The following is a 12,373-nucleotide window of genomic DNA, read 5'->3' as shown; positions in this document are numbered from 1 at the left end:
CTTTTCTCGATCCGATTTCCTCGGTGCTTTCCAGGTTCCCGCTTCTTTCTCGCGGTTTCCTTTCCGGCGGTTCCGACTCTATCAGATCCTTTCGGCGTCTGACTCCCAGTCAGGGGGGTTTGTCTTCCTGGCCGCTGGGCCGTTCCGACGAGTGAGACTTTAGCGGATTCCGTGCTCCCGAGCTAATCGGGGGCTGCGTCCTTTCGAACGCGGATTCCTCATTTCGCAAATACGCACGCCGAAGCACTCGGCGCCGGAGCGTCGATTGCTGGTTGGTACTTGCGGAGTGGCTGTCCGGGGACCGACCGGGGTCGGCGCTCACGTCGGACAACTCGGAGAACAGTACGGATCGGGGTGGGGTGTGTCAACTCTTGTCCTCAGGGTGCCCCCGGGGCGTACTCTGACGGACATGACGACGCGTACGTGTACCCAGCTTTGGTGGGCCGCCTGACGGCGGCCGTACTCACGTATGCATCCAACGGCCGCCGCTTCGGCGGCCGTTCTCGTATCTCCTCCGGGCTCCGGGGGACGGCCGCAGGAGCGGCGGTCCCGACCAGGAGGTGGAGTGGAGATGACACGGGTCTTCAGCGGGATCCAGCCGACCGGGCACCTGACGTTGGGCAACTACCTGGGAGCCCTGCGGCGCTGGGTGGAGACGGACCAGCACCAGGCCGACGCCCTGTTCTGCGTAGTGGATCTGCACGCGCTGACCGTGGACCAGGATCCGGCGCGATTGCGCAGGCTCAGTCGGCAGACCGCGACGCTGATGCTGGCGGCCGGGCTCGATCCTGAAGTGTGCACCGTGTTCCTGCAGAGCCATGTCGACGAGCACACGCGGCTGTCGTATCTGCTGGAGTGCGTGGCGTCCGACGGTGAGATGCGGCGGATGATCCAGTACAAGGAGAAGGTCGCGCGGCAGCAGGAGCGTGGTGCGAGTGTGCGGCTGTCGCTGCTGACGTATCCGGTGCTGATGGCGGCGGACATCCTGGCGTACGGCGCCGGCGAGGTGCCGGTCGGGGACGATCAGGTGCAGCATGTCGAGCTGGCGCGGGATCTGGCGGCGCGGTTCAACCAGCGGTACGGCCACACGTTCGTGGTCCCGAAGGCGACGCGGCCGGGGGTGGCGGCGCGGGTGATGAATCTGCAGAGCCCGACGGCGAAGATGGGGAAGTCGGACGAGTCGGGTCTGGGGGTCGTCTACCTGCTCGACGAGCCGGACGACGTGCGCAAGAAGGTCATGCGTGCCGTGACCGACAGCGGGCGGGACGTGGAGTACGACCGGGAGGGGCGGCCGGGGGTCGCGAACCTGCTGGAGATCCTCGCGGCGTGCACGGGTGGGAACCCGGAGGCCTTGGCCGATGTGTACGAGTCGTACGGCGCCTTGAAGAAGGACACCGCGGAGGCCGTGGTGGAAGTCCTCAGGCCCGTGCAGGCCCGGCACCGGGAGCTGTGCGCGGACCCTGCCTTCGTGGAGGGGGTGCTGCGCGAGGGTGCGAAGAAGGCGAGAGCGATGGCCCGACCGACCGTCGACGCGGCGTACCGGGCGATCGGGCTGCTGCCGCCGGCCTTCGACACGGCGTTGAGCCGGACCGGCGGTTAGGGCCTGCCGCCCCCGTACGCGCGGAGCCCGCGCGTACGGGGGCGGGCGGCTGCCGATCGGCCGTCGCCCCCGGCGCCGGGTCAGTCCTTCTTGCCGGTGGCGAGTTCGCGGCTGCGGTCGCGGGCGGCTTCGAGGGCGGCGATGAGGGCGGCTCGTACGCCGTGGTTCTCCAGTTCGCGGATGGCGTTGATGGTCGTCCCGGCCGGGGAGGTGACGTTCTCGCGCAGCTTGACGGGGTGTTCGCCGCTGTCGCGGAGCATCACGGCGGCGCCGATGGCGGACTGGACGATGAGGTCGTGGGCCTTGTCGCGGGGCAGGCCGAGCAGGATGCCGGCGTCGGTCATGGCCTCGACCAGATAGAAGAAATAGGCGGGGCCGGAGCCGGACAGGGCGGTGCAGGCGTCCTGCTGGGTCTCGGGGACGCGGAGCGTCTTGCCCACGGCGCCGAAGATCCCCTCGGCGGTGGCGAGGTGGTCGGCGGTGGCGTGGCTGCCGGGGGAGATGACGGACATGGCCTCGTCGACGAGTGCCGGGGTGTTGGTCATGACACGCACGACCGGGGTGCCCGCGGCCAGGCGTTCCTCGAAGAACGAGGTGGGGATGCCGGCGGCGCCGCTGATGATCAGGCGGTCGGCGGGGACGTGCGGGGCCAGCTCGTCCAGGAGGGTGCCCATGTCCTGCGGCTTAACCGTGAGGATGAGGGTGTCGGCGGTCTTGGCTGCCTCGGTGTTGGTGACCGGGGTGACTCCGTAGCGGGTGCGGAGTTCTTCGGCGCGTTCGGGGCGGCGGGCGGTGACCAGGAGGTCGGCGCGGTCCCAGCCGCCCCGGATCATCCCGCTGAGCAGGGCTTCGCCGATCTTGCCGGTGCCGAGGACTGCGACTTTCTGGCTCATGAGGTCATCCTCGCACCGGGCCTGCGGGGTGCGGGCGGTTGTCCGGCAGCCGGGACACGGACGGGGATCAGGAGGTGCGGCGCCGGAGGGTGGCCGCGCCCAGAGCGAGGACGAGCAGCGCGCAGCCGGCCACGATCAGGACGTCTCGTACGAAGGTCGCCGTCATGTCGCTGTGGTGGAGGACCTGGTTCATGCCGTCGACGGCGTACGACATCGGCAGGACGTCGGAGACGGCCGTGAGCGCGGGGTGCATGTCGGACCGGGGAGTGAAGAGGCCGCAGAGGAGGAGCTGGGGAAAGATCACCGCGGGCATGAACTGGACCGCCTGGAATTCCGAGGCCGCGAAGGCCGAGACGAAGAGACCGAGGGCCGTGCCGAGCAGGGCGTCGAGGAGGGCGACGAGGAGGAGCAGCCAGGGGGAGCCGGTGACGTCGAGGCCGAGCAGCCACACGGCGAGTCCGGTGGCGAGGGCGGACTGGACGATGGCGACGGCACCGAAGGCGAGGGCGTAGCCGGCGATGAGGTCGGCCTTGCCGAGGGGCATGGCGAGAAGGCGTTCGAGGGTGCCGGAGGTGCGTTCGCGCAGGGTGGCGATGGAGGTGACCAGGAACATCGTGATCAGCGGGAAGATGCCGAGCAGGGATGCGCCGATGTTGTCGAAGGTGCGGGGGCTGCCGTCGAAGACGTAGCGCAGCAGGATCAGCATCAGGCACGGGACGAGGATCATCAGCGCGATCGTGCGCGGGTCGTGGCGGAGCTGGCGCAGCACCCGGGCCGCGGTGGCGGTGGTGCGGGCGGCGTCGAGCGCGGCGGTGGGGGCGGCCGGGGCGGTCGTACTCATCGGGTCGGCTCCTGGGTGTGGCGGGTCGGCGCCTCGGTGCGGTGTGCGGCGGTGGCCTCGTCGACGAGGCGGAGGAACGCGGCCTCGACGGTGTCGGTGCCGGTGCGGCTGCGCAGGGCCTCGGGGCTCTCGTCGGCGAGTACATCGCCCTCGCGCATGAGGAGGAGGCGGTGGCAGCGCTCGGCCTCGTCCATGACGTGGGAGGAGACGAGGAGGGTGGCGCCGCGGGTGGCGGCGATGTCGTGGAAGAGGTTCCACAGGTCGCGGCGCAGGACGGGGTCGAGGCCGACGGTGGGTTCGTCCAGGACGAGGAGTTCCGGCGTGCCGAGGAGGGCCACGGCGAGTGAGACCCGGTTCCGCTGGCCCCCGGAGAGGTTGCCGGCGAGGGCGTCGGCGTGGCTGGTGAGGTCGACGTCGGCGATGGCCCGGGTGACGTGTTCGTGGCGGCGCTCCGCGGCGGCGCGGCCCGGGTCGAGGACCGCGGCGAAGTACTCGAGGTTCTGGCGGACGGTCAGGTCGTCGTAGACGGAGGCGGCTTGGGTGACGTAGCCGATGCGGCTGCGCAGGGTGGGGTGGCCGGCGGGTCGGCCGAGGACGTCGAGGGTGCCGGTGACCTTGGCCTGGGTGCCGACGACGGCGCGCATGAGGGTGGACTTGCCGCAGCCGGACGGGCCGAGCAGGCCGGTGATCTGGCCGCGGGGGACGGTGAAGCCGAGGTGGTGCAGGACGGTGCGGGGGCCGCGGACGACGGTGAGGTCGTCGGCGTGGACGGCGGGGGCCGGGGAGGTGGTGAGCGGTTCGCTCGGCTGGCCCGGCAAGTAATTCATCACGCGATGAATAATCGGCCCGGGGGCCCCGGGCGTCAAGGGCTGTGCGGTGGCGTCCGGCGGCGCGTGTCGGTGCGGGCGGGGTGCCGGGACGGCAGCGGCGGCCGGGAGGCACCCGGTCGCCGCTGTCAGGGGGACGTCGCCCCGGTCAGGGCTTCGCTCAGGGCTTCGCTCAGGGCTTGGTGGCGACGAGGAGGAGTACGTCGTAGGTCTCCTCGACGATGCCGTCCGGGAAGACCTTCAGCAGATGGGCGCGCTCCTCCCGCAGGAAGGCGGTCCGGCGCTGCTCGGGCAGCACGAGGAAGGCCGAGTGGCTGCCGACGTTGGCGAGATGGGTGTCGACCGGGACGCGGCGGCTCCAGCGGACGTCGCGGCGGACGAAGTCCAGGCGCCCGCTGGGGTCGGCCAGGTCCGTGCTCTCGCCGGCCTCGCGCTTCTCGGCGGCGCCGTCCACTCCGGTGCAACGGGCCGTGCGGTCGGCGGCCTCGGCGATCCAGTCGATGTCGAGCGCTTCGGTGTTCCACCACAGCGCCAGCGCGCCGCCCGGCCGCAGCACCCGCAGTGCCTCCGGCACCGAGCGGGCGGTGTCGGTCCAGTGCCAGGCCTGGGCGTAGGTGACGAAGTCGGCCTGTGCGTCGGCGACGGGAAGGGCGTTGCCGTTGCCTCGGACGATCGGGAGGTGCGGGAGCCCGCGGTGGAACTCGGCGGCCATGCCCGCGCCGGGTTCGACGGCGAGGACGTCGGCGCCGCGGTCGTGCAGGAGGGCGGTCGCGATGCCCGTGCCGGCCCCGACGTCCACGACCCTGGCCCCGGACAGGGACCGGCCGGCCAGTTCCTCGACGGTGTCGAAGAGGGCGGGCGGATAGGAGGGGCGGTTCGCCGCGTACTGCGCGGCCGCGGAGTTGAAGGAGTGCGCGCGGGCCGAGTGCGAGGGGGTGGGCGAGGACGGCTGTGTCGTGGTCATACGGACATCGTGGAGAGGCCGGGGAGAGGACGACAGCGGAATTTCGGGGGTGGGCGCCGATTTTCCGGGCGGGATCCGGGTCCGGGAGGGGGTTTTCGGGGCGGATGCCCTCAGGGCGGAACGCGGGTGCGAGGTGGCTCCGGCAGTGTCGGTGCGGCCCGCCTCGGTGCGGCCCGCCTCAGTGGTGGCGCTTCTTCTTCGACGGGTTGCCGGTGCGCCGGGAGGAGCGGCGCTCGTACGCCTCGCGGGCCTTCTCGTACTCCTCGCGGTGCAGCTTCTCGCCCGGGGCCTCGGTGAGGGAGCGGAAGAAGTAGGCGAGGAGGGAGCCGACGAAGCCGATGGCGAGCAGACCGCGCAGCGAGGCCTGCCGCTGCGGGTCGTGGCGCTTGCCGAAGCCCTCCAAGGTGTTGCGGAAGGCGAGCGCGCTGCAGATCGCGAACATGGCGATGATCAGCACAGTCACGAAGGAGCCGGTGTCGGCGATCTGGATGCCCTCGTAGGCGAGGCGCAGGACCAGACAGGAGGCGACGGCCGCGGCGAGGGACCCGACGGCGACGCCGACCCGACGGGCGGTGTAGCCGTTGTCGTGGTTCACCCAGGTGGTGCCGAAGAAGCGGAGGGGCTCGGGGCGGGGGCCGCTGCTCGGGGCCGCGCCGTCCGAGGAGCCCGCCGGGGTGTCCGGGGTGCCGGTTTCGTCGCTCACGGAACGATTATGGCGCCGGACCGGGACGGGCCCCCGGTGGGGTCAGGCGCAGCGCGAGGCGACGTAGCCGTCGGTGCCGGTGTGGACGTAGGCGTCGGAGACGTACTGGCCGTTGTCGATGTTGTCCCAGATCGCGGTCGTGCCGTACGGGCCGCTCACCGTCGTACCCGGGGTCTGGCAGAAGATCGGGACGCGGGTTCCCTCCGGGAGGACGCGCACGATGCCGAAGCTGGTGCCGGGGCCGTTGCGCACGTTCAGCCGGACGCCCGGAGCGACCGCGTACGTGCGCACGGCGGTGTCGGCCGTCATGGCCTCGGAGTCGATGCCGGCCTGGGCCTCTTCGACACGGTCAACAGACATGTGAAACCTTCCCCCTCGAGTCCCATGCTTCCCATGGGCACCGCTTGTTCCCCTCGGCCGCGCCACGAAACATCCGTGCGCGACTCGCGCGCGAAGGCTAGCAAGCCGCCTCTGTCTCGCACGAGTCATCGACTAGGCTCCGTGCGTCGCGCGCGCGGACGAACAGCACGGGGGTGGTCGCATGACGCCACACAGGAACACGGGGGCGGGCGCGGAAGCGGAACTTCCCGAGTACGCCGGTCACTATCGCCTGGAGTCACACCTGGGCTCGGGTGGCATGGGGGTCGTCCATCTGGCCCGGAGCACCTCGGGGATGAAGCTCGCGGTCAAGGTCGTCCATGCCGAGTTCGCCCGGGATCCCGAGTTCCGGGGGCGTTTTCGGCAGGAGGTGGCCGCCGCCCGCAAGGTGAGCGGCGCCTTCACCGCGCCCGTCGTCGACGCCGACCCGGATGCCGAACGGCCCTGGATGGCCACGCTGTTCATCCCGGGCCCGACCTTGTCCGCCGAGGTGAAGCGGAACGGTTCGATGGCTCCGGCGCAGGTGCGGCGGCTGATGGCGGGGCTGGCCGAGGCGCTGCGTGACATCCACCGGGTCGGGGTCGTGCACCGGGACCTGAAGCCGAGCAACGTACTGCTCGCCGAGGACGGCCCGAAGGTGATCGACTTCGGCATCTCCCGGCCGAAGGACAGTGAACTGCGCACCGAGACCGGCAAGTTGATCGGCACCCCGCCCTTCATGGCGCCCGAGCAGTTCCGGCGGCCACGCGAAGTGGGGCCCGCCGCCGACATCTTCGCGCTCGGCTCCGTGATGGTGCACGCCGCGACCGGGCGCGGGCCCTTCGACTCCGACAGTCCGTACGTCGTCGCCTACCAGGTCGTGCACGACGAACCCGACCTCACCGGTGTGCCGGAGGACATGGCGCCGCTGGTACGGCGGTGTCTCGCCAAGGAGCCGGAGGACCGGCCGACCCCCGATGAACTCATGCGGGAACTGCGTTCGGCGGCGGCCTCGTACGACACACAGGCGTTCATACCGGCCCAGCGGTCGAGCGACGGGCCGGCCCAGCGGTCCGGCGGGGCGCCGGCCGCGCAGTCGGGCGAGGCGCCGGTTCCGCCGTCGGGCGACGAGCCGGCTCCGCGGTCCCGAGCCGGGCAGTCGCAGGCGCCGGTCAAGCGGCCCGCCGGGAGGCGCGTCGGGGGGCGCGTCGGGGGGGCGCGTCGGGCGGAAGGTGGCTCTGGGTGCCGGAGCCCTCGGCCTCGTCGTGGTCGCCGCGCTGGCCTCCGTACAGCTGATGGGGAGCGACGGCCCCGCGTCGGCCGGCACGACCCCGCACACCAAGGCCGCCGTGTTCAGCTCCTGGGCGGCCGGGCCGGCGCCCGAAGGGAGTGGGATGCCGCAGTGTTCTTACGGAGCCGGCACGTTGCTGTGTGCGCGGCCCGGCGCGGTCTTCGCCCTCTCCCCGGCCGACGGAAAGCTGCTGTGGCGTCGCCCCGTCGCCGCCGAGCCCATCAGCGAACCGCCGGTCCTCCTGGGCTCCGTCGTACAGCTCAGCACGGACGGCAGCACGCTGCTGCAGGGCTTCGACCTGCGCTCCGGCAAGCAGCTGTGGAAGCGGCCGCTGCCCCACGGCACGACGGTCCGGTACGCCGGCGGCACGCCCCTGCTCACCGGCGCCGACGGAACGATCACCGGCGTGGCCGGCACATCGGGCCGGACGAAGTGGAGTCGGCGGCTCCCCGGCTCCGGCACGCCGTTCCTCGCCTCGTTCGCCGGGGACCCACTGGCCTACGCGACCAGCACGTCCCAGGACAACACGCGCACGCACATCACCGCGATGGATCCCCATACCGGTGCCGTGCGCTGGGAGGCCTCGCTGAAGGGGGTGCTCGAGCCCGTCGGCAGCCACGGCACGTCCCTGGTCCTCCTCTCCGTCGACAGGCTCTCCGGGGAGACCGACGGCGTGGTGCGCTACGCGCCGGCGTCGAGGACGACGCGCCGGGTGGCGCTGCCGGTGCCCCGGCTGACCCCGCAGGCCGGCATGGTCGGCGACGTGGTCTACCTGCTGGCCACGGGCGGCTCGCTGGAGGCGGTGGACCTGAGCGCCGGAAAGCGGCGCTGGCACATCGAGACGTCCGTCATCCGCGGTTCGGCCCCGGTCGGCGACGGTGCGCACGTCTACTTCACGGCGGCCGACGGACGCCTGCTGGCGATCGACGCGCGCGACGGCCGGCTCGTCGGGCAGACCCGGCCGCGGCTCGGCGCCGACGCGGACAAGGTCACGGCCGACCTGCCGGCGCCTCTCGTCGTCGACGGCCACGTCTACGCCGCCGCCCCCGACGGAACGGTCTTCGGCGTCGCCGCGCACAACCCGTCCGGCTGGTGACGGACAGAGGGGCGGACGGGGGCGACGGACAGGGGGACACAGACGTCGGGGCCGCCGCCCGACGGAGGCGGCCCCGACGTCTGTGTCCCTGTGCGGGTCAGCCCAGCTTGGTCACGTCGCGGACCGCGCCCTTGTCGGCGCTGGTCGCCATCGCGGCGTAGGCCCGCAGCGCCGCCGACACCTTGCGGTCGCGGTTCTTGGGGGCGTAGGCGCCGCCCAGGGCCTGCTCACGGCGGGACAGCTCCGCCTCGTCGACCAGCAGCTCGATCGTGCGGTTCGGGATGTCGATGCGGATGCGGTCGCCGTCCTGGACCAGGGCGATGGTGCCGCCGGAGGCAGCCTCCGGGGAGGCGTGGCCGATGGACAGGCCCGAGGTGCCGCCGGAGAAGCGGCCGTCGGTGATCAGGGCGCAGGTCTTGCCGAGGCCACGGCCCTTCAGATACGAGGTCGGGTAGAGCATCTCCTGCATGCCGGGGCCGCCCTTGGGGCCCTCGTAGCGGATGACGACGACGTCGCCGTCCTTGACCTCCTGGGTGAGGATCCGCTGGACGGCCTCCTCCTGGGACTCGCAGACGACGGCCGGGCCCTCGAAGGTCCAGATGGACTCGTCGACACCGGCCGTCTTCACCACGCAGCCGTCGACCGCCAGGTTGCCCCTCAGGACCGCGAGGCCGCCGTCCTTGGAGTAGGCGTGCTCGGCGGAGCGGATGCAGCCGCCCTCGGCGTCGTCGTCCAGGGCCTCCCAGCGCTCGGACTGGGAGAAGGCCTCGGCGGAGCGGACACAGCCCGGGGCCGCGTGCCACAGTTCGACCGCCTCGGGGGAGGGCGAGCCGCCGCGCACGTCCCAGGTCTTGAGCCAGTCGGCCAGGGAGGGGCTGTGGACCGCGTGCACGTCCTCGTTGAGCAGGCCCGCGCGGTGCAGTTCGCCGAGCAGGGCGGGGATGCCACCGGCGCGGTGCACGTCCTCCATGTAGTACGTGCGGTTCTTCGCGACGTTGGGCGCGACCTTGGCGAGGCACGGCACCCGGCGCGAGACGGCGTCGATCTGCTCCAGGCCGAAGGGGACGCCCGCCTCCTGGGCGGCGGCCAGCAGGTGCAGGATCGTGTTGGTGGAGCCGCCCATCGCGATGTCGAGGGCCATGGCGTTCTCGAAGGCGGCGAACGTCGCGACGTTGAGCGGAAGGACCGACTCGTCGTCCTGCTCGTAGTAGCGGCGGGTGATGTCCATGACCGTGCGCGCCGCGTCGACGTAGAGCTGCTTGCGTGCGGTGTGGGTGGCGAGGACCGAGCCGTTGCCGGGCAGGGACAGGCCGATCGCCTCGGTCAGGCAGTTCATCGAGTTGGCGGTGAACATGCCGGAACAGCTGCCGCAGGTCGGGCAGGCGTTCTCCTCGATGCGGAGGATGTCCTCGTCGGAGATCTTGTCGTTGACGGCGTCGGAGATCGCGTCGACCAGGTCGAGGGTGCGGACCGTGCCGTCCACGAGCGTGGCGCGGCCGGCCTCCATCGGACCGCCGGAGACGAAGACCGTCGGGATGTTCAGGCGCAGCGCGGCCAGCAGCATGCCCGGCGTGATCTTGTCGCAGTTGGAGATGCAGACCAGGGCGTCGGCGCAGTGGGCCTCGACCATGTACTCCACCGAGTCCGCGATCAGGTCGCGGGAGGGCAGGGAGTAGAGCATGCCGCCGTGGCCCATCGCGATGCCGTCGTCCACGGCGATCGTGTTGAACTCGCGCGGGATGCCGCCCGCCTCCTTGATCGCCTCGCTGACGATCCGGCCGACCGGCTGCAGATGCGTGTGGCCGGGCACGAACTCGGTGAAGGAGTTCGCGACCGCGATGATCGGCTTCCGGCCGATGTCCGCACCGGGTACACCGGAGGCGCGCATCAGGGCGCGGGCGCCCGCCATGTTGCGGCCGTGGGTGACTGTGCGGGACCTCAGCTCGGGCATCGTCGCTCGCTCCTTCGAAGACCTACGAATACCTACTGCCAGAGACTTCTGACACTACGGTCGAGCCTACGCCGGTGCTCCAAACGCTGGACACGGTTGTCCGGAATGCGGGACGCGTGTTTCATCCCACCGGGAGACTCGGGGGCCGGCGGGCCGCGGAACACGGGGGCCGGCCGACCGCAGGACACGGGGATCGCCTGGCCGTGGGACGCGGGTGCCGCCCGGCCACGAGACGCGGGTGTCACCTGGCCGTGAGGTGGTGCTGCACGACCGGGGCGATGCGCGCGATGATCTGCTCCAGGTCCGCCGACGCCAGCGGCTCCAGCTTGATCACGTAGCGCATCATCGCCGTGCCCACGATCTGCGCGGCCGCCAGTTCGGCCCGCAGTTCCGCGTCCGGCAGGTCCACCTGGGCGGCGATCCGGCGCAGCAGCTGGGTGGCGATCACCCGGCGGAAGACAGCCGCCGCGGTCTCGTTGTTCACCGCGGACCGGAGGACCGCGAGGAGGGGCGCGCGGGTCGCGGGGTTGTCCCAGACACCGAAGACGAAGCGGGTCAGCCGCTCCCCCACACCGTCCAGGGGCCCGGCGGCCACCGCCTCGGGGGCGTGCAGCGCGGCCGAGAAGGAGACCGAGATGGCCGCCTCGAAGACCTGCTCCTTGGTGCCGAAGTAGTGGTGGACCAGCGCGGAGTCGACACCGGCCGCCTTGGCGATACCGCGCACGGACGTCTTCTCGTACCCGCGCTCGGAGAACTCCTCGCGGGCCACGGTGAGGATGCGGTCGCGGGTGTCGGCGGACTCCGCGCGCGGCGGCCTGCCCCGTCTGCGGGCGGTCGGCTCGGGCTCGGCAGGATCGGCGGGGGTCGGGGTCTCGATCATGGCCGGGGCACCCGTACCGCCGACGCCAGGTGCTTGCGGGTGAAGGCCAGGGCCTCGGCGAGGTCGGCCTCGCGCTCGGCGCTGGACATCGCCCGCCGGGTGTTGACCTCGATGACGACATGCCCGTCGAAGCCGGAGAGTGCGAGGTGCTCCAGCAACTCGGCGCAGGGCTGGTTGCCGCGGCCGGGCACCAGGTGCTCGTCCTTGGCCGAGCCCCGGCCGTCGGCGAGGTGCACATGGCCGAGTCGGTCGCCCATGCGCCCGATCATGTCCAGGGCATCCGCGCGGGCGGTCGCCGTGTGGCTGAGGTCGATCGTGAAGTGCCGGTAGTCGTGCTGGGTGACGTCCCAGTCGGGGGCGTAGGCGAGCATCTCGCGATCGCGGTAGCGCCACGGGTACATGTTCTCGACGGCGAACCGTACGTCCGTCTCGCCGGCCATCCGCCAGATCCCGTCGACGAAGTCGCGCGCGTACTGGCGCTGCCAGCGAAAGGGCGGGTGCACGACGACGGTGGAGGCACCCAGCTTCTCGGCGGCCGCCCGGGCCCGCTGCAGCTTGACCCAGGGGTCCGTCGACCAGACCCGCTGGGTGATCAGCAGGCAGGGGGCGTGGACCGCCAGGACGGGAATGCCGTGGTAGTCCGACAGGCGGCGCAGCGCCTCGATGTCCTGGCTGACCGGGTCCGTCCACACCATGACCTCGACGCCGTCGTACCCGAGGCGCGCGGCGATCTCGAAGGCCGTCGCCGTGGACTCCGGGTAGACGGAGGCCGTCGACAGCGCGATACGCACGTCCGTTGGTTCAGCCACGTCCGTCACCTTACGGCGTGGGGTGGGGCCGGTGAGGGGTGCCTGTTCGCCGTTGTGAGCTTTGCCATTCGGGCGGGTGCGGGTGCCTCGCGGTCGCCCGCTCCCCCGAGTTCGCGACCGCGCTCGATCCCGGCGGACACAGGTCGCGGCGGACACCCGTC

Annotated in this window: 10 protein-coding genes and 1 pseudogene; 2 read left to right on the top strand and 9 right to left on the bottom strand. The window is 71.7% G+C overall.

The window, feature by feature from the left end; all coding sequences use genetic code 11:
• The first annotated feature begins 571 nt into the window (after positions 1-571).
• Positions 572-1,600: a tryptophan--tRNA ligase gene (trpS, locus tag AQI95_RS03360; protein ID WP_067117087.1), complete on the top strand. Its 1,029-nt coding sequence runs from the start codon at positions 572-574 to the stop codon at positions 1,598-1,600.
• Between the two features lie 80 nt (positions 1,601-1,680).
• Here the strand turns inward: trpS and proC are convergent, their stop codons facing one another.
• The 6 genes from proC to AQI95_RS03330 all read right to left on the bottom strand — a co-directional run bounded on the left by proC (position 1,681) and on the right by AQI95_RS03330 (position 6,188).
• Complete coding sequence (proC, locus tag AQI95_RS03355; protein ID WP_067116865.1) at positions 1,681-2,493, bottom strand: pyrroline-5-carboxylate reductase; 813 nt, start codon at positions 2,491-2,493, stop codon at positions 1,681-1,683.
• A 67-nt stretch (positions 2,494-2,560) separates the two neighbouring features.
• A complete protein-coding gene (locus AQI95_RS03350) occupies positions 2,561-3,334 on the bottom strand; it encodes an ABC transporter permease (protein WP_067116862.1) in 774 nt (257 codons plus the stop codon).
• A complete protein-coding gene (locus tag AQI95_RS03345) occupies positions 3,331-4,161 on the bottom strand; it encodes an ABC transporter ATP-binding protein (protein WP_107121530.1) in 831 nt (276 codons plus the stop codon). The genes AQI95_RS03350 and AQI95_RS03345 overlap by 4 nt, the downstream gene beginning before the upstream one ends.
• A gap of 172 nt (positions 4,162-4,333) precedes the next feature.
• Entirely contained in the window at positions 4,334-5,125 is a 792-nt protein-coding gene (locus AQI95_RS03340; protein ID WP_067116856.1) for a class I SAM-dependent methyltransferase, read from the bottom strand.
• A 178-nt stretch (positions 5,126-5,303) separates the two neighbouring features.
• Positions 5,304-5,828, bottom strand: coding sequence for a hypothetical protein (locus AQI95_RS03335; protein ID WP_067116853.1), 525 nt, complete (start codon positions 5,826-5,828; stop codon positions 5,304-5,306).
• Between the two features lie 42 nt (positions 5,829-5,870).
• Positions 5,871-6,188, bottom strand: a complete 318-nt coding sequence (locus AQI95_RS03330) for an SH3 domain-containing protein (protein WP_067116849.1) — start codon at positions 6,186-6,188, stop codon at positions 5,871-5,873.
• Positions 6,189-6,369: 181 nt separating this feature from the next.
• On the opposite strand from AQI95_RS03330, the pseudogene AQI95_RS03325 reads away from it, so the two are divergent.
• Positions 6,370-8,572, top strand: a pseudogene (locus tag AQI95_RS03325) (serine/threonine-protein kinase).
• 97 nt (positions 8,573-8,669) lie between these two features.
• Here the strand turns inward: AQI95_RS03325 and ilvD are convergent.
• The 3 genes from ilvD to AQI95_RS03310 all read right to left on the bottom strand — a co-directional run bounded on the left by ilvD (position 8,670) and on the right by AQI95_RS03310 (position 12,221).
• Positions 8,670-10,523 (bottom strand): dihydroxy-acid dehydratase, encoded by a 1,854-nt coding sequence (gene ilvD / locus AQI95_RS03320; protein ID WP_067116846.1) that lies wholly within the window; start codon positions 10,521-10,523, stop codon positions 8,670-8,672.
• Between the two features lie 241 nt (positions 10,524-10,764).
• The gene (locus AQI95_RS03315) at positions 10,765-11,403 is read right to left on the bottom strand and encodes a TetR/AcrR family transcriptional regulator (RefSeq protein ID WP_067116843.1); all 639 of its coding nucleotides are present in this window, start codon (positions 11,401-11,403) and stop codon (positions 10,765-10,767) included.
• Positions 11,400-12,221 carry a sugar phosphate isomerase/epimerase family protein gene (locus tag AQI95_RS03310; protein WP_425264849.1) on the bottom strand — a complete coding sequence of 274 codons (822 nt, stop codon included), beginning with the start codon at positions 12,219-12,221 and terminating at the stop codon, positions 11,400-11,402. The genes AQI95_RS03315 and AQI95_RS03310 overlap by 4 nt, the downstream gene beginning before the upstream one ends.
• Positions 12,222-12,373: the final 152 nt, after the last annotated feature.

This window comes from Streptomyces yokosukanensis (assembly GCF_001514035.1).
In the GTDB taxonomy this organism is placed as follows: domain Bacteria; phylum Actinomycetota; class Actinomycetes; order Streptomycetales; family Streptomycetaceae; genus Streptomyces; species Streptomyces yokosukanensis.
Note: the sequence above shows the minus strand (reverse complement) of the source record. Positions and strands in the feature narration are given on the sequence as shown.